This window comes from Sorangium sp. So ce204, assembly GCF_051526795.1.
In the GTDB taxonomy this organism is placed as follows: Bacteria; Myxococcota_A; Polyangia; order Polyangiales; family Polyangiaceae; genus Sorangium; species Sorangium cellulosum_B.
Map to the genome: position 1 here is coordinate 8,165,633 of NZ_CP150317.1, position 19,413 is coordinate 8,185,045.

Here is a 19,413-nt window from a genome sequence, read left to right on the forward strand (position 1 = left end):
GCGGCCGTGGCCCTGCTGCGTCCGCTCGCCCCCGCGCTCGGCGCCACGCACCTCGTGCCGATCGCCGCGCTCGTGCCGGTCCTCGCCGTCGCCGATCGCACCATCTTCCTCGCGCTACGCGCCGAACACTACTGGACCACCGTCGTCGTGTTCGCGGCCACCGCCGACTGGATCGGCGGCGCAAAGGCGGTCCAGCTCGCGCTCTGGCTCTGGGCCGGCGTCTCGAAGCTCAACCACCACTTCCCGACCGTCGTGTGCGTGATGACGAGCAATAGCCCGCTCGCCCGCTTCGCATGGCTGCGGCGGCGCATGTACGTCCGCTATCCGGACGACCTGCGCCCGTCGCGGCTCGCGATCGCGATGAGCCACGCCGGCACCGCGCTCGAGCTCGTCGTGCCCGTCGTGCTCGCGTGCTCCACCGGCGAGACGGCGATCGCCGTCGGCATCGCGATGGCGCTCGCGCTCCACGCCTTCATCACGAGCAATGTGCCGATGGGCGCGCCGATCGAGTGGAACCTGATGGTGGTCTACGGCGTGTTCGCGCTGTTCTGGGCCCACCCCGGCGCGTACCCGTTCGACGTCGGCCCGCCTCAGCTCGGCGCGCTCCTCGCGATCATGCTTGTCGCTGTTCCGCTCCTCGGCAACATCGCTCCAGGGCGGATCTCGTTCCTGCTCGCGATGCGGTACTACGCCGGAAACTGGCCCTATAGCGTCTGGCTGTTCCGCGGCGACAGCTATCGCAAGCTCGACCGGCTCGTGAAGGCCGCGCCGTGGATCTACGACCAGCTCGGCCGGTTCTACGACCGCGCCACGTCGGTCGGCCTCGTCGGCAAGGTGCTCGCGTTCCGCCTCATGCACCTCCAGGGCCGCGCGCTGCCGGTCCTGCTGCCGAAGGCGATCGAGGGCCCGCTCCACGAGTACGAGTACCTCGACGGCGAGCTCGTCGGCGGCCTCGCGCTCGGCTGGAACTTCGGCGACGGCCACCTGCACCGCGATGGCTTGCTGCGCGCGATCCAGGACCAGTGCGGCTTCGCCCCAGGCGAGCTGCGCTGCATATTCGTCGAAAGCCAGCCGCTCGGCGGCGCGAAGATGGCGTATCAGATCCACGACGCTGCCTCCGGCCTGCTCGACGCCGGCGAGCTCGACGTGCGCGAGCTGCGCGGGCGCCAGCCGTGGGCGGGCCCGTGACCGACGTGGACGCCGCCGTCGTCGGTCCGCGCAGCGGATTGCGATCCTATGGGCTCGACCAGCTTTCACCCCTATCTGGCCAAGAGGCTGCGACTGCTCACGCGCAGCCCGAGGCGGTCCGCCCATACCGGACCGCCGCCGAGGGCGAAGGGGAGCCCTCTCCTCGAGCCATTCTCGGTGTTCGTCAACTCCTCGAGGCGCGGGGCGTAGGGGGGTACGGTTGCTGTTTACTGGCGCCCACACGGGGAATTGTTCCTTGCCCGGTCAATCCACAAACCCGTGGCGCGCCAGGGCCTGCTGGTCATCGGCGGACGCGAATGGGCTCAAGACGATAGCATCATCGAAACCGTAGAGGACCCACCTCCCATTCACTGCAGCACGCCAAGCGCCTTTCATTCCCTCGACGCCAAGCCAGGTAAGTACACGATCGGGATAGGCGGCCCTGCGCTCGACGAGGATCTGTCCGGGATCGAACGAGCGCAGGCGCCCCTTGTGCGGGAGCCGCTCGAAGATGCGCTGGGCATCCTGAAAGTCCCCTTGGATCACCGCATTGACGTACTGCTTCGTCATTTCCTGTCCGGTCGCGCGGATCGTGGAGCTCGCCAGCGCGTGAAGCCTGAGGCTCAGCGGGGGCGGGCGCGCGCCATCGCCTCCGCGAGCGCGCGGTCGTCGGGCGTGCCCCGCGCGCGCAGCCCGGCGATGGCGCCGTCGCGATCCTCGGGGCGGCGGTTCTGCGACAGCTTGAGCTTGCCCTCGATCCGCGTGATCTCCATCGAGAAGCCCACGATCGCGGGGAGCAGCGCGGATCGCTTCTCCGGCGAGAGCTCCGCGACGCTCCAGGGCTCGGGCTGCCCGCGCTCGTTCACGTCGGAGAGGCGCGCGAGCAGCGCAAGGAGCGCGCCCTTGTCCTCGATGGCCCGCGGCGCGCCGTGCGCGTGGACGACGGCGTAGTTCCAGGTCGGCACGTCGTCGCGCGAGGCGTACCACCCGGGCGAGATGTACCCGTGCGGCCCGCGGAAGACGGCCAGGACCGGCGTGCTCCCGTCGAGCGCGCGCCGGATGGGGTTGGCCCGCGCGACGTGCGCGAGCAAGGTGCCGTGAGGGCCGCTGTCGCGCTCCAGAAGGAACGGCAGGTGCGCGATCATGGGCACGCCGTCCTCCCCGGGCGCGATGAGCATGCCGAAGGAGTGCGCGTCGATGAGATCGTGGAGGTCGGTGAGGTCGGGTGCCTCGAAGGCTCTGGGGAGGTAGATGGATCGCGGCGCGCCCGTCGTCGTCATGACGGCAGGGTGTACCACCGCCCGCGCCGACGGCGAAGGAGCTCGAAGCTCTCCTCGTTCCCGGCCGGGACGACAGCTGTGCTATCCTTGTGAATCCCGTACGCCTCGCCCTGTGCCCCACGGATTAACGGATTGAATGGGCGATCCAACCTTGCTGCCGCATGAAACATCTGGCCCAGATTTCGAAGACGTGCCCAGCCCCCGGCGCAGAGGACAGGGCGCGAGCGAGAGTTGCTCTGGTCCTCCATCGAGATGCCCACCGGTACGGCCGTGGATGCACCAGACTTGATGACAGAATACCGTCTACATTGAACGATGTGGACGCTTGCGGCGAGCTCCAGGCGCCACCCCGGTTATTTTAGGACCGGCCGTCTGAGGGCTCTTGACGGCCCACTGTCGTCTGTGTTTTCTGTAACAAGTCACTCTCAACGGAGAACACCGGCGCGCTGATCCGCGGGCGTCTCGGCGAGGAACATCGCGTCTTGGGGTTGTCTCCTGCCGTTCGCTCGAGGATTCCAGGATGACTTCCTTTCCCAAATCACCCGGGCAGCCCGAGGAGCTTGACCAGGTTGCAGCGAGCGACCGGGAATCCCCCAGAATCCCAGCTCCGAGCGAGCTGGTCACCGCCCGACGCGGAATAGAGCCCCCCCAACGACCGGTTCCGGGCGACCACCTCGTGGCGCGTCAAGACATTCAATCCTTCTCCACCCCTGACCTGAGCACGGCGCTCGCCGCCAGCGGCGACATTGTCGGGTTGATGAGGGGAGACGACGTTAACCCTCTTCAGCTCGCCGGTCTCGCTGTGCGTGGAGCCGCTGCCGCCCTCGGTAGCCGCGAGCCTTCACAGCTCCTCGATCAGGGCGGTTCCGTCGCCCGCCGCGCCCTCGAGAGCGCCCCGGCCGCTGCCCAGGCCGCCGGCGGTCTGATCCGAGGTGCCCTCGACCCGCTCCGCGCCGACGACTTCGCGTTCGCGTGGGAGGGCGCCCCCGAGGAGATCGGGCCCTGGAATCACCTTCGGGTCGTCGAGATTCGAGGCACAGAGGCGCTCTCACGCCTCTACCGCTATGAGATCGTCCTCGTCGCGCGCGACCCCTCGCCCGAGGTGGACCCCGAGGAGCTCATCCAGGCGCGGGCCACCCTGCGCATCGTCACGCACGACACGCCCAGCGTCCGCCTCGTTCACGGCATCATCGCCGAGGCCGAGGAGCTCGGCTGGGTCCAGGGCGGGACCGTCTACCGCGTCGCCCTCGTCCCGCCGCTCGCGCGCGCCCTGCACCGCACGCGCTGCCGTATCTTCCTCCAGAAGACCACCCGGCAGATCATCGACGCCGTCCTCCAGGGCGACCCCGAGCTCCGCCGCCAGGACGACGCCACCGCGCCGGCCGCCGATGTCGATCCCCTCTTCACGCCGGCCCGCGAGTTCTTCGCGTGGCGCGTCGCGGATACGTCGCGGATCGACCAGGTCGCAGCGCGGCCCTATTGCGTCCAGTACAACGAGAGCGACCTCGCCTTCATCGCGCGCCTCCTCGAGGAGGAGGGGATCGCCTACCACTTCGAGCACGGTGACGGCGCCTGTCTCCTCGTCCTCGCCGACACGGACCAAGGTCGGGCGCCGCTCGACCCCGCCACGCCCCTCGGCCCCAACGTCCTCGGCCGCGCTGTGAGCGGCATGAAGCTCGGCGCGCGCCTGCGCCCCAGGAAAGTCTCGCTCGTCGACTACAACTGGAAGAACCCCGGGCTCGACCTGTCCGTCGCCGCCCCAGCGCGCCCCAGCCCGGCCGAGCTCGTCGACCACGAGTACCCGGGGCGCTACCCGGACAAGCCCGACCAGGGCCAGCCGCTGGCCGCCGCGCGCCTGGACAGGCTCGGCGTCGAGGCGAGCTACGCGGTCGGCGAAGGGTCCTGCCGGCTGCTCTCGGCTGGCTCCATCTTCGCGCTCGAGAATTTCAGGCCGCGCCACGACGGCGAGTACCTCGTCACGCAGCTCGACGTGCGCGCCCGCCAGGACGGCGCGCTGCCGCCAGGCGCGCTCGCCGCGACCTTGTCGACAGCCGCGCTCGACAGACCCTATGCGGTCACGTTCGAGTGCGCCCGCCGTGGCAAGGAGGGCGCCGTGGCAGACTCACGCTTTCGCCCCGCGCGCGTCACGCCGAAGCCGCGCGTCCAGGGGACGCAGACCGCGTTCGTCACGGCCGATCCCGGCGCGCAGGGCGCCGAGATCAACGTCGGCGGCCCGCCAGGCGCCGAGATCGGCTGCGTGCGCGTAAAGTTCCACTGGGACAAGGAGACGGAGCGCCACGCCAAGGAGCCGACCTCGTGCTGGGTGCGGGTCAGCCAGGTCTCTGCGGGCGCGGGTGAAGGGGGAGTGTGGCACCCGCGCGTGGGCGTCGAGGTGATCGTCGACTTCGAAGAGGGCGACCCCGACCGTCCGATCGTCGTCGGGCGCGTCTACAACGGCAAGAACCGGCCGCCGGGCGGCGCGCCGACGGTCAGCACCCTGAAGAGCATGACGAGCCCCGGCGGCGGCAGCCACAACGAGCTGCGGTTCGACGACACGGCAGGAGCGCAGCAGATCCTCCTGCACACGCCGCATGACTGGAACAGCGAGGTCGGCAACGACCGGAGCGAGCAGGTGAGCGTGAATTCCAGCTCCACGGTCGGCAGCAACCGGAACGAGTCCACCGGTGCGGACCGGAGCACGATGGTCGGCGGGAACAATTCCGAGCTGATCGGCGGCAACGAGTCGGTCATCGTGGGCGCCAACCAGAACGTGTTCATCGGCGCCAGCCAGACGGCCTCGATCGCCACGAACCAGACGCTCATCGTCGGCGCGGATCAGTCCGAGTGCGTGGCCGGCAACCGCAAGATCACGGTCATCAGCAACGACGAGGAGTCCGTCACCGGTACGCAGACCATCACCGTCACGCGCGCGCAGACGACCACCTACCTGGCCACGCATGATGTGAACGTGACTGGCAACGAGAAGATCCACGCTGGCGGCACGCAGACCTTCGAGGCGATAGGAGCCCAGGCGCTGACGTCGACGGTGAGCCAGAAGATGGAGGCACCAGAACAGGAGATCAAGGCGGGCGGCACGCAAACGCTAAAATCGACGCGCCTGGCCGTGGACGCCAGCAGCGAGATGAAGGTGGACACGCCCACATTCGAGGTGAACGGATCGCGAATCGAGCTCAAGGGTGGCCAGATCCTGATCAAGGGCGGTCAGGTCACCGTCGAGGATGGCGAGATCAACATCCGCGGTGGAAAGGTCACGGTGAACGGATCGCCCATCGAGATGGACGGCGGCGCCAACGTCAGCGTGACCGCCGGCCTGATCAAGCTGAACTGACGGCCCATGCGCTTCGCCAACGAGACCCCGCTGCCTGCGGCGATGATCCCGAACGGCGACGAGGACGACCGCATCACGGCGCTCTTCCTCTGCGCCGTCACCTACCGCGTCGCCGCGGGCGGCCTGACCGTCGCTCCTGCCCAGCGCCCCCTGCTGCTCGATCCGAACCTGCCTTACCCGCACGATGGCATGTTCCTCAAGACCGCCGCCTCGGTCTGTGCGACCGGCTTCGTCTACCCGGCGCAAGGTCAGTCACGCGAGGCGACGGCCACGCTGCGCGTGGGCGACCGCGACGCGACGATCGTCGCGGTCGGCCCGCGCGTCTGGCAGCGCGGGATCGGGGGCGGCCTGACGCCGAGCAGCCCGCTGCCGTTCGATCGCGTCGCCATGACCTGGCAGAACGCTTATGGCGGCACGAACGACGAGCCCGCGCGCGTCGTCGAGCTCGACGGCGAGGAGGCGTTCGTCCCCGAGCACGAGAGCGGCTATCCGATGAACTTCGACGGCAAGGGCTTTTACACCGATCCGGGGCAGGCCCTGGACCGGCCCCTGCCTCAGCTCGAGCACCCCGACCAGCGCATCCGCCGCTGGGACGACCACCCCGAGCCCGTCTGCTTCGCCCCCTATCCCTTGTGGGGCGGCCTGCGCGCCGTGCACGTGTGGCACGACCAGAAGCTCGACCTGGCCGGCGCCGGCAAGCTCGCGAGCCGCGCCGCCCCCCGGACCACCGTCGATGCCCTCCCGCCGGGCACCCGCATCGCCCTTGCCGGCATGCGGCCCGGGGGCGCGGCGCTCGTCTTCGAGGCGCCGCGGGCCCCTGTCGCGGTCGAGATCGCCGTGGGCCGCGCGTCGGAGCGGAGCCTGCCGGCGCTCGATGCGGTCGACATCGACGCCGATGCCGCCGAGGTCCGCCTGCTCTGGCGGGCCACGGTCACCTACGGCCTGATCCAGCACGATCTTCGCCGGGCGCGGCTCGTCCCGACCGACGATTTCCCCCCTGCGTGAGCGGAGGAACGCCTTGCCGCACAACTTCCACGACATCAACGGGTGGTTGCTCTTCGGCATCGAGATGCACCAGGGCCTCCACGTCTTCCCGCTCGTGCCGATGAAGTTCTGGAAGATCACGCTGCTCCACCCCTTCACGATGGGGGACAAGCAGAAGGCCAACGTCCTTTTCAACGGGGTGCCCTCGGTCACGCACCAGCACGAGCCGACGTACCTCTGGCCTCACCTCGGGATCATCCCCGATCCGCTCGATCTGCTGACCCCGCTCCACGTTGCCTTCGGCACGCAGAAGTGCTGGCTGCCACGGGGCTCGGTCGAGATCTGCGGCGAGAAGGCGACGTGCTGCGTGATCTTCGGGTCGAGCTCGGTGAACGCCGACTGCTGGGATCTCGGCAAGTGGCCGTCATCGATGGTGCTCAACCCGGGCACGGTGCAGACGACGCCCTCGTTCGGTGATGTCCTGATGGGGGCCGTGACGCTGGCGATCGACCTGGTCATCGATCTCCTCTTCGAGGGATTGTTCAGGCTCGCTGGCAGGTTTCTCAGGGCCTTGGGCCGCAGGCTGCTGATGCCGTTGTTCAGGCGGGTGAGGGCGCTCGTCGCGAGGGGGCTTCGGGCAGCCGTTCGCGGGTTGAGGCGCGCGGGGCGGTCGCTGGCGCGGGGGGCGCGGTCGCTCGGCCGGCGTGCGATGTCGGCGTTGAGAAGCATAAGGTGCGCCGTCGGCCTAGAGCCCGTCGATCTGACCGCGGGCCGGGTGATCGATGATGAGGTCGATCTCTCGCTCCCCGGCGTGATCCCGCTCGTCTGGCAACGGAGTTACTCCTCCGGCCGCGCGCTGGAGCGGACGTCGCTCGGCCGCGGCGGGTGGACCCACAGCTTCGAGCAGTGGATCGAGCGGGACGAGGAGGGGCTCACGCTCCGCGACGAGGAGGGGCGCGACCTCTATTTCCCGGCGCTCCAGCCGGGCGAGCGCTGCTTCCATCGGCCGGACCGGCTCACGCTCACCGCGCTCCAGGACGGCGGCTTCACGGTGTATGGCCACGAGACCCGGCTCACGCGCCACTTCGCGCCCGCGGTGGCCGGAGGCAGGGCGCTCTTGCGAGCGATCCGGGACGCGCACGGCAACGCGATCACCCTCGAGTACACCGGGGAGCGGCTTCACCGGGTGATCGACACGGCAGGACGCGAAGTTCGCGTGAAGATGACGCACGGCGGGCGGATCGCTCGTCTCGAGGTCTGGGCCGGAGACAGCCTTGAACAGTGGGTCGACCACGTCTACACGAAGATGGGTGAGCTGATGAGCGCGACCGATGCGCTCGGGCACGCCCAGCAGTATGCGTACGACGACGACCATCGGATGGTGAAGAAAACGCTGAAGAACGGCGTCAGCTTCTACTACGAGTACGATCCCGAGACCGGATGGTGCAAGCGGAGCTGGGGTGACGGCGGGCTGCACACGGGCGAGCTCCGGGTGGATCTCGAGCAGCGGATCACCTGGCTGACGGGCAACGACGAGCCGCGGATCCTGCACTGGAACGAGGATGGGCTCGTCGTCCGGGAGGAGACCCTGGACGGGATCCTGCTCAAGACGTGCGAGTACGATGAGGATCAATACCTGATCGCCGAGGCGAACGGCGCGGGCGAGGCGACGCGGTACGAGTACGACGCGCGGGGGAACAAGATCAGGGAGGTCGATCCGGCGGGCAACGTTATGCAGTGGGAGTACGAGGAGGATCTGCTGGTTCTCCACGTGAGGCCAGACGGCCTCGTCACGCGGTACGAGCATGACCGTCGAGGCTCGCTGGTCGGAGTGACCTACCCGTCGAAGCTGCACTACAACCTGACCTATGACGAGCGCGGTCGCTTGCGGGCGATCCAGGGAGAAGAGGGGCTCCTGGCGTCGTTCACGGTCGACGCGCAGCACAACGTCGTCGAAGAGGTGGACGCGCGTGGCGCGAGGACCTCGTACGGCTATGATCTGCTGGGACGCCCCACATCGCGAACAGACGCGCTCGAACGGCGTACTTCCGTGCAGTACGACCGCCTCGGGCAGCCGCTCCTTGTCCAGCGACCCGATGGAACCGTGACGCACTCCGAGTACGACGCGCTCGGCAACCCGATCCGGATCATCGACGCGCTCGGTCAGACGACCGAGATGGAGTATGCCGGGACCGGCACACTGGCGGCGTCGAAACAGCCGGATGGACGGCAATGGCGCTTCAAGTACACGGCGGGCGAGAAGCTCCGCCGCATCGAGAACCCGCGGGGCGAGGCGTACGAGTTCGCCTATGACACCGCGGGGCGTGTCACCACGGAGGCCACCTTCGATGGGCGCGTGCTCGAGTACCGCTACGCGCCGAGCGGGCGCCTGGCCCGCATCGACTATCCGGATCGGAGCTTTCGCGCCTTCGCGCACGATCCGCTCGGCAATGTCCTCGAGGAGCTCTCCTCCGATGGACCGATCCGCTTCCACCGGGACCGGACAGGCCGGTTGCTCCGCGCCGAGGTCGATCACGGGGGAGAGCGCATCGTCACGCGCTTCGAGCGGGACGCCCTCGGGCGAGTGGTCGCTGAGACCCAGGGCGACCGGACGCTCCGCTACCGCTACGATGCGCGCGGCCAGCGCACGGAGCGGGTGATGCCGGACGGGGCGACGACCCGGTATGCGTACGACGCGCTCAACGATCTGACGCGCGTGGAGCACGACGGCTTCCAGCTCGTCCTCGAGCGCGACAAGCTTGGGCGAGAGATCTCGCGCGGGGATGCCGCAGGGCGCTTCTCGATCCGGAGCGAATACGACTCGATGGACCGCGTCATCGAGCAGCAGGTCGATGTGCGCGCGCCGGGCGGGGGTGTGCCTGACTGCGTGGTGCAACGGCTCTGGCAATACGACCCGCTGGGGCGAGTGAAGCTGGTCGAGGATCGGCGGTGGGGAGCGACCAGCTACCGCCATGACGCGATCGGGGGGCTCATCGAGGCGCGTCGGGGCGGGCGGCGGGAGGTGTTCGCCTACGACGCGGCCGGTTCGCTCCAGAAGATGCTGGAGGGGCTCGATGCCGGCCCGGAGCAAGCGGCAGAGCAGGAGCCGTGGGAGATCGGGAAAGGCAACCTGCTCCTGCGCACGGAGCGGGAGAAGTACGCCTATGACGCGCGGGGGCGGCGGGTCCTGAAGTTGGTGGGAGGGGAAGGGCCGGAGGCGCAGCGGACGGAGTACGTCTGGGATGCACGAGATCGGCTGCGGGAGGTGAAGCTCCCGTCCGGGAAGAGCGTCGCCTTTGCGTACGACGCCTTCGGGCGGCGCGTGCGCAAGGAGAATTTCGATGAAGATAACGCGCGACGCCGCGCGGTGGAGTTCATCTGGGATGGGAACGTGCTGGCGGCGGACATCGACAGCCGGCAGGGGGCGCGGTGCTTTGTTCACGCGCCGGGGACGTTCACGCCGCTGCTCCAGGCGGAGCATGGGGAGGTGTTCAGCTACGTCTGCGACCACGTAGGGGTGCCGAAGGAGCTGATCGACCGCAAGGGGAAGGTCGCCTGGTCGGCGGCTCACTCGGCGTGGGGGGACGTGACGGACGTGGTCGTCGATCCGGAGCGAGAGGGACGCCCCGAACCTGCGGTGACGTCGCCGTTCCGGCTGCTGGGCCAGTATGCGGATGAGGAGACGAGGCTCTGTTACACGCGGTTCCGGTACTTCGACGCGGACGTGGGGAGGTGGTGCAGTCCGGATCCGCTGGGCATCGCGGGCGGCATAAACATCTACGGATTCAACGGAAGTCCTGGGGTCGTCGTGGACCCGCTCGGACTACAGTGCGAGTTCGCGGATGACGTCATCGTCCATCGTATTGGTGGCGGCGACGCGAGCAACCTCACACTTAAGCCCGCGGAGCTGAAGTTGAATCCGCCAGGATTCTCTGTGCTCACAGGAGGCACGGCGGACGACGCTGCGCTGGCGATGAGACAGGCATTTCCCAACGCGACCGGGTTGCATGAAGCTTCGAGGACAGTCGGAACTGCCACGGTGGGAGACATCCGCGCGGCGGGGTTCGACGTGATGTCGGATCCGACGCGAAAATTCCCGAATCATGCACGCGTCATCCATCCAGAGGGTTCTGCCGGTTTCACGCCGAAAAATTTGGATGCTCTCTCGAAGGCGTTCACCACGACGGGGGGTCACTAGACATGAGCACCGAAGCGTTGCTGCTAATCGATAAGAGCATGCGAGCACTCGGGAAGATCACGATCGAGCATTCACACGGCAATTTGCGCGTGGGAAGATTCGAGCCGCAAGATTTTCCGAGCGAGCTCAGAGCGCTGTGCGACGAATATCAGGATCTTGTCGAGAACCAGGTCTTTGCTGCCCTCGATAGAATTGAGCTCGAGCTTGACGCTGTCGGGCTCGGTGTGCTGGAGGAGGGCTCCGGCGTGCGCACGCCGATCACCGATCTTCAGATCACGCGAGACAACCGGATCTCGTACAAAACAGGCACGCAATAAGGGGTCTGGTTGCGCGCCTTCGCAGGATCACCACCGCCGCCACTGCACCCCGAGCACCGTCTCCGCGAGCTGCTCCTCCCCCATCGGCGCCATCAACCTCACCGCCCCGCACCACGTCAGCGCCACGGTCCTCTTCTCCCCATCGATCCGCACCGTCTGCAGCGCCGCCTCCGGCGCAAACGCCTTCGGCGATCCCGGCGGCCGCACCGACATCACCGGCCGCTCCCCCGGCAGCGCGACCTGCGTCTCCTTCTGCCCCCGCACCAGGTTCTGCAAGATCGCCAGCTCATCCCCCCGCAGCCGCTCGACGGCGAGCCCCGGCGCCGCCCCCTGCGTGAGCCGCGGCAGCACCTCGTTCTTGCGAAACGGCCCCGCGAGGTCCTCCCCGTCCGCAAACGCCATTTCCCGGATCGGCTTCGCCGGCGGATCGTGCTCCAGGAACGCCCCGAGCTCCCGCATGATCCGCGGATACCAGGTGTGCGCCACCCAGCCGAAGCCACCGGACGCCGGCGCGTCGATCCACGCGAGGGGCGAGCGCACGAAGAACCGCGAGGGCGTCAGCGGATCCCCCGGATCCTCGATCTGCGGCAACAGCTCCCCGTCCGCCCGGTCGCGGTCCACGTCGAGGAAGTAGCCCCGGCCCACCTTGTTCCGCGGGTACGCGAACACCCCCTCCTCGCGCGGCGAAGGCTCGATCCGCCGCCCGTTCCGCCGCTCGGGAGGATCGAGCTCGTCGTGCGCGTACGCGTCGTAGCCCCCATAGGCCAGCTCCCACGCGAGCGGCACGCTCTCGAACGGCGCCGGCTCAGGGAACCGCACCCGCCCCTCGATCGACACCTCCGCGCGCCGCTCGCCGAGCACCTTGAGCACGCGCGCGCTCCGGCCCAACGCGACGCCGACCGTCAGCTCGCGCGCCTTGCCCGGCGCGTGCGCGCGGCCCGTCACCACGACGTCGGTCGCGATCTTCGGCGGGAACAGGTCCGTGTCGTCCCGCAGCGTCCGATAGCGATCGTGCTCGTCCGTCTCGATGTCGGGCTCGATCACGAGCGGCGCCTGCTCGTCCGCGAGCGTCACCCGGCCGCCCGCGAAGGAGTACGTCCGCTTGGCCACGCAGACCATCCACAGCTTGCCGTCGGCGCTCTTCATGCAGCGCACGGTCTCGGTCAGGCGCGGCGTGGGCTCGGCTTCGCTCGTGGCGTCCCTCGGCGTCCCCATACCTGATCGGTATCCGCAGGGGACGGGCGGGCGCAAGCGCCAGCGTGGTCTTCTGGGATAGGATGCCGCCATGCGCGACACGCCCGATTCCCCCCTGTCCCCGGCACCTGGCACCGCGGCCGAGCCGGGCGTCGCGCCGCCAGCGCTCGGCCCGGGGGCCACCACGCTCGCCAGCCCCGCCCGCATCGTGCCGCTCGCCTCGGGGCGGTCGCTGGAGATCGCCGAGGACGAGGCCGCCGAGCGCGTCCAGATCCGCTCCGCCGAGGGTCAGATCCTCCTCTCCATCCGGCTCACCGACGAGGGGCCCGTCCTCTCGCTCTCGGGGGCGTCGCTGGAGATCGCTGCGACGAAGGCGCTCGCGCTGTCGTGCGACACGCTCCGGATCCAGGCCGCGCAGGACGCGGACATCGAGGTGGGCGGGAGCCTGCGCGAGCGGGTCCGCGGCAGCGTGGCGCGCGACGCGGGGAGGTCGGCTCGCATCTCGGCCCAGGAGGTCCAGGTCGACGCTTCCCCGGGCGGCGTCGTGATCCAGGCGAACGACGACGTGGCCATCACCGGCGAGCGCGTCCGGCTCAACTCCGACGATCCGCCGATGCCGCTCTCCTGGGAGGAGCACCGCGCACGGCGCGCCGCCGCGGCGACCCGGCCGCAGCTCGCCTGGGCGGGGCCGGACACCGGAGGAGGGGGCGCGCTGCCGTCGCTCGGGGGCCCGGAAGAAAAGCCCCGGAACGCCTCCGACGAGCCCGGGGGTGCGGCAGGCGAGGCCACGGACTCTTGAGGACCCTGCACGCCCCGGCGAATCGAGCGCGCCCTGCTCGGCCTCGCCCTGCACGTTCCGCCCTGCTGTCCTACTCTGCCCGCAGCGCCGCCAGCATCGCCGTGACCTCCCGGACGAGCTTCCCATCGCGCGCCACCTTCTTCGTCCAGAGCCGAAGGATGGGCATCAGCGCAGGCCGCTGGATCCTGAGCGCGTCGAGCGCTTCACCTGCCTGCCCCCGCTCCTGGGCCACGGCGAGCCGCACGTACTCCGGCGCCGCGATGGGCCCGCGGAAGCGCTCGACCGCAGCCACGTAGGCGAGGTCGTAGGCACCGCTGAGGCGGCCGCCGCCGCGCGCGAGATCCTGATCGAGCGCCGCCCGCCAGTGACGCTCGACGGCGGTCCACGCGTGCTCGCTCAGGTCATGGGTACGCAGCACCTCGGCGCGCGGCGCTCGGCCTTCGGCGATCTCGGCGGTGAGGGACGCGAAGCGCTCGACCGGGATCTCGGCCGGATTCACGGAGGGCTGGGGCGGCCCTGGCTGCGAGCGCCCCCCTGGTGAAGGCGAGGGCGGCGGCGCGAGCGCAGGCGCGGTGTCTTCTGCGGCTGCAGCCGCCGCCGCGAGATCCGGTGCCGGCGCGGGCTGCGCCACCTGGGGCTCGTCGCGCGCGGGCTGCTGAAGAAGGGGCATCCCGAGCAGCGGCGGAGGCGGCGGGGTGGGGCGCCGACGCGGAGCGTCGAGCCCAACGCGGAGGTCAGCGTCGCGCTCGACGCGCGGGTCAGCGCCGCGCTCGACACGCGGGTCGTCCACGGGCTCCGCGATCTCCGGGGCCGAGGCGCTCGGCGCCTGCAGGGGAAACGGCGCCAGAAAAGCCTGAAGCGCCGCAGCAGACAGCTGTGGCAGCAGGACGGTGGAGATTCCGGCATCCGCCTCGTCCTCGTCCTGCTGCTCCGGGGTCGGCGCTGCGCGGGGCCCGGCGGCTTCGTCTCGCGCACCCTCAAGCCCTGTTCCACCGGAGGCAATGTCGAGCGGCCGCGGCGCCGGCAAGAAGGGAAGGAGCGCGCTGTTCCCACGCACGACCGGCCCGGTGATAGTACCTGTGCCCTCGTCCTCGTCGGTAGGCTCCGGCGTCGCCGCCGCAAAAGACTTCGCGGCACGCTCCGCATCCGGAAACGGCCAGAGCGCCGATGCCCCGGGAACGAAGGGCAGCCCCGCTGGCGCCTCGCGGACCGCTCCCTCCCCATCCGACAGCACGCGCGCCGTGACCGGCAGCGTCCGTGTATCCGCATCCTCCTCGTCTGCCAGCTGGTGCGTCGTAGCCGGCAGCGCCCGCGTGTCCGCTGTCTGCGGAGGCGCAGCGCCCTGCAGCCGCGGCGCCTTCGCCCCCTCCAGGGAGATCCGCACCCACCCCCGCTCCGCCGGGTGCTGCAGCGGCACCACGCCCCGCCATGTCAGCGCGCAGGTCCCGCGATCCGCGTCGATGCAGAGCGTATCGCACCGCAGCCGGATCTCGCCGGCCGCGCCCGTGCTCCGCTGGACCACGGCGCGCGGGAGCACCCGCTCGAGCTGCGTCTCCAGCCGGGCGTGATCCGCGCGCAGGTGCACCAGCACGATCCGCTCGTCCCCCCGCAGCTGCTCCACCTGCTGATCGGGCGGCGCCGCGTTGAAGTACGCCGCGTCGATGTCCGGCGGCAGCGGCCTCAGGTTCCACGCGCGGTGATCCCACGCGGCGGCGTGGCGGTAGAGCTTGCCCACGCGCCACGGCCACTCGGCCGCGATCGGTCCGAACCCGACCGGCGCGATGCTGTCCTTCGGGCTCGCGATCACCACGCCCGCCGGCTGGAGGTTCGGCAGCGCCCGGAGCCCTCGGCCGTCGCGCGGCGTATCCGCGGCCACCCCGACGGGGTTCGGCGTCCCCGGCCCGCCCGCCGCTCGCTCCCAGCGCAGCGGCATCTGCACGAAGGGCGCCCCGGTCCGGAGCTGCCCGTCGGCGGTCCAGGCCCGATCGGCATGGACTTCGACGACCTTGCGCACCTCGCCGACGTGAAGCCCGACCACGAGCGAGCGCGCCGGCTTGCCCGACGGCGCGCGGGCATGGCCGACCAGCAGCACGTCCGCTCGCCGCTTGAACGGCGCGAGATCGCTCGCCGCGCGCAGGCTGCGCCGCGCGTCGTCGCCCCAGAACGCGTCGGCCTCCTGCGTCTCGTCCTGCTCGAGCGCAAGCGGCGATGCGACGGGCCGGAGCGAGAACGTCGCCTTGCAGACGACGGTCAGCGCGAACGCGCCTGGCTGGGGCTGCCAGAGAATGGAGGCGACACGCAGGGGAGCGTCGGAGACGACATCCATCGGCCGGAGAGCTTAGGACCTATCCCCGAGAGAGCGCCTGGGATTTCGGGCGAGGACGAGAGGATACCTGCGGAAATCCTCGCGGACGGCCCGAGCTCGGCGCGCGACTCGGCAACGGCAGCAGCGCGTCGAGAGGCCGGCATCCGGAAGTCGAGCCGGGCCATGTTCCTCGTCCAGCGGGCACGAAGAGCGGTTCGACTTGCTCGATTTCTGAGCTGTTTTTCTAGATTCAGGGTGATCGGACCTCATTTTTTGAATCAATTTTCTGGATCCAGCCCGAATTTATCCAGATTCAACCGAAAAAACTCTCTATTTAGCCCTTATCCACCTAGAAACCAGAAACTATTGCCTAGATTCTGTCGACATTTGTCTTGTTCTTTGGCTAGGATGTCTCGATGCCCCTGGTCCCCACGCCCCCTGTCGCCCCGCGCGGCTACAGCGCCGTCGAGCTGGCGCGCGCCGCCGGTGTCAGCACCGGCACGATCAAGCACTGGTTCGCGGAGGGTCTGATGGACAAGCCCGCGTTCCACGGCCGCCGCACGACGTACGGCCGCGAGCACCTCGTGCGGGCGCTCGCGATCAAGAAGCTGCGCGAGCACAACCTGCTGCTCCCGGAGATCAAGCGGAAGCTCGCCGCGATCCCGCTCGAGGAGCTGGCGAAGGAGGTGCTGCCGCCGGAGCCGCCCGAGAGCGCAGCGCCCGGCGCCGGGGAGCGCGCGGACGCCACGGAGCTCGGCCGGGCGTGGCGGCGCGTGGAGCTGATGCCGGGGCTGGAGCTGCACGTGCGCGCCGACGCCGGCGCGGTGATTCACCGGATGGCGGTGGAGATCCGCGAGAAGTACGGGTGTGAACGCGAGGAAGGGCGGCGCTAGCTAGCCGCGCGCTTCTGTGCTCCCAGCGCCATCATCGCGTCCCAGAACATCTTCTCATACGCCTGAAATAGCCGGGTCGTGCGGCGGATCGCCCGGGGCTCCACGCCGCGGTCGAGCCCGTCCTGCACGATGGCGACCGCGGTGTCCTCGAACGATGGCAGGGCCGCGAACGCGTCCAGAAAGGCGGTGTGCTCCGGGCCGAAGCCGTACCGGTCGCGGAGCGCCTTCCCCATCCTGCCGCAGTTGAACCCCCAGGCTGGGAAGTTGATGAGCAGGGCGCACGCGATCTCGGCCGCCGAGGCGTTGGCCGCCGCCCAGGCCATCTGAACGGCATACGCGAACCCCTCCGCGGTGACCTCGTACCGATCCAGGTCGTCCTTCGTCATGCCGAGCTTCCGGCCCATGGCGGCGATCCCGTCCGGCGCCACGAGCTCGCCCTGGAGGACGCCGCTCCAGAAATCGCGCCAGGGCGTGTCCCCGAAGCGCTGGAGCATCATCGCCATCGAGCGCAGGTCGCTGAGCACCACGTGGTGCTGGTGGCCCGGGAAGGCCCTCAATCCCTCGACGGTGACCTCTCCCCGTTCGATGGCGTCCGGATAGGGGTGAGCCCTCAGCTGATCGTCGATGCTCCGGAGCTCTTCTCGAATGTCCTTCACCAGCGCGGCCGCGGCCTTCATGGATGCCTCCTCGTGATCGCGCGCCATCCTACTACCGCGTCGCGGCCGCGATCCCACGACCTGCAGCGCGCTACCCGCCGGCGCGCTGCCCCGCTTCCTCCGGAGCGCGCTCCTTCGCGCGATCGTCGAAGAAGCGGGCGTTGATCTCCCGGTAGCGCTGCCACTCGGCCGGCAGCTCGTCTTCATCGAAGATGGCGCCCACCGGGCACTCGTTCTCGCAGGCGCCGCAGCCGATGCACGACTCGGGATCGATGTAGAGCTGGAGACCGGCGAGGCGCGTCTTCCGCTCTCCCTCGGGGATGCGCGAGATCTCGTCCGCCGCGAGCGGGCCGTGGATGCAGTCCACGGGGCAGACAGGGACACAGGCGGTATCACACGTGGCGACGCAGGGCTCGGCGATGACGTAGGCCATGAGGGTTCCTTTCCTTCTCCGTGGCGCGCGGTCACCCGCGCGCTCTCCTCTCCCTCCTCGGGCAGGGAGCAGGGCGCGTGCCCGCGGCCCGAGCGGCTTTTCCCGGGCTTTCGCCGGCCTTGTGCGGTCCACGCAACGCCCCTACGGTGCCGCGCAACGCCATTTCGTCGGCCTCGCTCCGCGCACGATGACCGCCTCCGCCGATCACGCCCTTCTCCTGCTCGCCGACCTCGGCGAGGCCTCGGCCCGCGCGCACACCGAGGCGACGCTCGTCCCCGCGGTGAGCGCCGCGCTCTCCCGCCATCTCCCGCTGCGGCGGCTCGATCTGCGCCGCGGCGCGGCCGCGCCGGGCGCGCCGGAGGTCCGGCGCGGCGCGGGCGGCGAGGCGATCGCCGTCTTCGCGCTCCGCGACGCGGAGGGCGCCGTCGGCTGCGCCACGATGGCGCTCGGCGGCGGCGCGGCGCTCGACGTCTCGCCCGCCCTGCTCGAGGCGATCGGCCGCCTGCTCGCCGTGGCGCTGCGGCAGGTGCAGGTCCTCGGGCGCGTCGCGGCCATCGCGCGCCGCGCGCAGGGGGAGAAGCGGACGCTCAAGGAGGAGCTCGAGCGCGTCGCCCTGCCGAGGGAGGTGGTCGCGGTGGGCCCGGCGATGCGGGCGATCTTCCAGCAGATGGTGCCGCTCGTCGCGCGGCAGGACACGACCGTGCTGGTGCGCGGCGAGACCGGCACGGGCAAGGAGGTGATCGCGCGCCGCATCCACGCGCTGTCGCGCCGCGCGGAGCGGCCGTTCCTCGCGGTCAACTGCGGAGCGCTGCCCGAGGGGCTCGTCGAGAGCGCCCTGTTCGGCCACGAGCGCGGCGCGTTCACGGGCGCCGCGGCGCGGCACCACGGGCTGTTCGAGCGCGCGAGCGCCGGGACGCTGCTGCTCGACGAGGTCGGCGAGCTGCCCAGGGCGGCGCAAGCGAAGCTCCTGCGCGTGCTCCAGGAGGGCGAGATCGAGCGCGTCGGCGGCGAGGGCGCGGTGCGCGTCTCGGTGCGCGTGATCGCCGCGACGCACCGGCCGCTCGAGGACATGGTGGCGAGCGGGGGGTTCCGCGAGGACCTCTATTATCGGCTGCAGGTATTCCCGATCATCGTCCCCCCGCTGCGGGACCGGCCAGAGGACCTGGAGCCGCTCACGCGCGTCATCGTGGAGAAGGTGGCGGCGAGCTTCGGCCGGACGCCGCCGCGGGTGAGCGCGGAGTCGATGGCGCGGCTGCGGGCGCACGGCTGGCCGGGCAACGTGCGGGAGCTGGAGAACGTGATCGAGCGGTCGATGGTGATGTCGACAGGAGACGAGCTCATCCTGTCAGCGCCGCTCTCCGCGGCGCCCGGCGCGACAGGGCGCGTGATGACGTACCGAGAGGCGGCTCAGCGCTGCATCGAGGACGCGCTGCGGGCCGCGGGCGGGAAGATCTACGGAGACGACGGGGCCGCGGCCGCGCTGGGGCTGAAGCCGACGACGCTGCAAAGCAAGATGCGGAAGCTCGGGATCCGGAAGGACGGAGAGAAGGGCTGACGGCCGAGAGGCTCGTCAAAGCATGCGACAAGACCCGATGTGGGACTGTGTTCCACATGGTCTCCAGGCGGCTCCGCTCTCGCACCGACGGGCCCGGCTGTCGAGAGTCGCCGCTGGATCCGGAGCGCCCCAGGAGGGTCGTGCCAGAGGTGCTGCATCAGTTCGACCACGACGGTCAGGCCCTGTTCCTCGTGGAGTTTCACCGCGAGACGAGATCGGATGAACCGGATCGGCCGAATGCCGTATTTTTTCCGAGTGATCG

Annotated in this window: 14 protein-coding genes; 8 read left to right on the top strand and 6 right to left on the bottom strand. The window is 70.0% G+C overall.

Features of this window, described 5'->3' with window-relative positions; translation table 11 throughout:
• The first annotated feature begins 6 nt into the window (after nt 1-6).
• Nucleotides 7-1,188 (top strand): DUF3556 domain-containing protein, encoded by a 1,182-nt coding sequence (locus WMF22_RS30235; protein ID WP_438032029.1) that lies wholly within the window; start codon nt 7-9, stop codon nt 1,186-1,188.
• A 264-nt stretch (nt 1,189-1,452) separates the two neighbouring features.
• On the opposite strand, the gene WMF22_RS30240 is transcribed toward WMF22_RS30235, so the two are convergent.
• Nucleotides 1,453-1,758 carry a hypothetical protein gene (locus tag WMF22_RS30240; protein ID WP_438032030.1) on the bottom strand — a complete coding sequence of 102 codons (306 nt, stop codon included), beginning with the start codon at nt 1,756-1,758 and terminating at the stop codon, nt 1,453-1,455.
• Nucleotides 1,759-1,811: 53 nt separating this feature from the next.
• Complete coding sequence (locus WMF22_RS30245) at nt 1,812-2,486, bottom strand: FMN-binding negative transcriptional regulator (RefSeq protein WP_438032031.1); 675 nt, start codon at nt 2,484-2,486, stop codon at nt 1,812-1,814.
• A 784-nt stretch (nt 2,487-3,270) separates the two neighbouring features.
• On the opposite strand from WMF22_RS30245, the gene WMF22_RS30250 reads away from it, so the two are divergent.
• The 4 genes from WMF22_RS30250 to WMF22_RS30265 are packed head-to-tail and all read left to right on the top strand — an operon-like array spanning nt 3,271 to nt 11,316.
• Entirely contained in the window at nt 3,271-5,817 is a 2,547-nt protein-coding gene (locus tag WMF22_RS30250) for a type VI secretion system Vgr family protein (RefSeq protein WP_438032032.1), read from the top strand.
• 6 nt (nt 5,818-5,823) lie between these two features.
• Nucleotides 5,824-6,822: a DUF2169 domain-containing protein gene (locus WMF22_RS30255; RefSeq protein WP_438032033.1), complete on the top strand. Its 999-nt coding sequence runs from the start codon at nt 5,824-5,826 to the stop codon at nt 6,820-6,822.
• Nucleotides 6,823-6,835: 13 nt separating this feature from the next.
• Nucleotides 6,836-10,999, top strand: coding sequence for a DUF6531 domain-containing protein (locus WMF22_RS30260; RefSeq protein ID WP_438032034.1), 4,164 nt, complete (start codon nt 6,836-6,838; stop codon nt 10,997-10,999).
• 2 nt (nt 11,000-11,001) lie between these two features.
• Nucleotides 11,002-11,316: a hypothetical protein gene (locus tag WMF22_RS30265; RefSeq protein WP_437293489.1), complete on the top strand. Its 315-nt coding sequence runs from the start codon at nt 11,002-11,004 to the stop codon at nt 11,314-11,316.
• A 27-nt stretch (nt 11,317-11,343) separates the two neighbouring features.
• On the opposite strand, the gene WMF22_RS30270 is transcribed toward WMF22_RS30265, so the two are convergent.
• Nucleotides 11,344-12,531 carry a DUF2169 domain-containing protein gene (locus WMF22_RS30270; RefSeq protein ID WP_438032035.1) on the bottom strand — a complete coding sequence of 396 codons (1,188 nt, stop codon included), beginning with the start codon at nt 12,529-12,531 and terminating at the stop codon, nt 11,344-11,346.
• A 70-nt stretch (nt 12,532-12,601) separates the two neighbouring features.
• On the opposite strand from WMF22_RS30270, the gene WMF22_RS30275 reads away from it, so the two are divergent.
• Nucleotides 12,602-13,309 carry a hypothetical protein gene (locus WMF22_RS30275; protein ID WP_438032036.1) on the top strand — a complete coding sequence of 236 codons (708 nt, stop codon included), beginning with the start codon at nt 12,602-12,604 and terminating at the stop codon, nt 13,307-13,309.
• 70 nt (nt 13,310-13,379) lie between these two features.
• Here the strand turns inward: WMF22_RS30275 and WMF22_RS30280 are convergent, their stop codons facing one another.
• Nucleotides 13,380-15,635 (bottom strand): DUF2169 domain-containing protein, encoded by a 2,256-nt coding sequence (locus WMF22_RS30280; RefSeq protein WP_438032037.1) that lies wholly within the window; start codon nt 15,633-15,635, stop codon nt 13,380-13,382.
• Nucleotides 15,636-16,030: 395 nt separating this feature from the next.
• On the opposite strand from WMF22_RS30280, the gene WMF22_RS30285 reads away from it, so the two are divergent.
• On the top strand, nt 16,031-16,507 hold the full coding sequence (locus tag WMF22_RS30285) for a helix-turn-helix domain-containing protein (RefSeq protein WP_437293493.1): 477 nt from the start codon (nt 16,031-16,033) through the stop codon (nt 16,505-16,507).
• Here WMF22_RS30285 and WMF22_RS30290 read toward each other — a convergent pair.
• Nucleotides 16,504-17,184, bottom strand: coding sequence for a hypothetical protein (locus WMF22_RS30290; RefSeq protein WP_437293494.1), 681 nt, complete (start codon nt 17,182-17,184; stop codon nt 16,504-16,506). The genes WMF22_RS30285 and WMF22_RS30290 overlap by 4 nt on opposite strands.
• 70 nt (nt 17,185-17,254) lie before the next feature.
• Entirely contained in the window at nt 17,255-17,596 is a 342-nt protein-coding gene (locus WMF22_RS30295) for a 4Fe-4S dicluster domain-containing protein (protein ID WP_437293495.1), read from the bottom strand.
• 187 nt (nt 17,597-17,783) lie between these two features.
• On the opposite strand from WMF22_RS30295, the gene WMF22_RS30300 reads away from it, so the two are divergent.
• On the top strand, nt 17,784-19,151 hold the full coding sequence (locus WMF22_RS30300; protein WP_438032038.1) for a sigma-54 interaction domain-containing protein: 1,368 nt from the start codon (nt 17,784-17,786) through the stop codon (nt 19,149-19,151).
• Nucleotides 19,152-19,413: the final 262 nt, after the last annotated feature.

Coding starts and splice junctions, on each gene's coding strand:
- WMF22_RS30280 (WP_438032037.1), bottom strand. CDS start 15,635: ATGGATGTCGTCTCCGACGCTCCCCTGCGTGTCGCCTCCATTCTCTGG.
- WMF22_RS30275 (WP_438032036.1), top strand. CDS start 12,602: ATGCGCGACACGCCCGATTCCCCCCTGTCCCCGGCACCTGGCACCGCG.
- WMF22_RS30300 (WP_438032038.1), top strand. CDS start 17,784: ATGACCGCCTCCGCCGATCACGCCCTTCTCCTGCTCGCCGACCTCGGC.
- WMF22_RS30285 (WP_437293493.1), top strand. CDS start 16,031: ATGCCCCTGGTCCCCACGCCCCCTGTCGCCCCGCGCGGCTACAGCGCC.
- WMF22_RS30270 (WP_438032035.1), bottom strand. CDS start 12,531: ATGGGGACGCCGAGGGACGCCACGAGCGAAGCCGAGCCCACGCCGCGC.
- WMF22_RS30290 (WP_437293494.1), bottom strand. CDS start 17,184: ATGAAGGCCGCGGCCGCGCTGGTGAAGGACATTCGAGAAGAGCTCCGG.
- WMF22_RS30240 (WP_438032030.1), bottom strand. CDS start 1,758: ATGACGAAGCAGTACGTCAATGCGGTGATCCAAGGGGACTTTCAGGAT.
- WMF22_RS30255 (WP_438032033.1), top strand. CDS start 5,824: ATGCGCTTCGCCAACGAGACCCCGCTGCCTGCGGCGATGATCCCGAAC.
- WMF22_RS30295 (WP_437293495.1), bottom strand. CDS start 17,596: ATGGCCTACGTCATCGCCGAGCCCTGCGTCGCCACGTGTGATACCGCC.
- WMF22_RS30265 (WP_437293489.1), top strand. CDS start 11,002: ATGAGCACCGAAGCGTTGCTGCTAATCGATAAGAGCATGCGAGCACTC.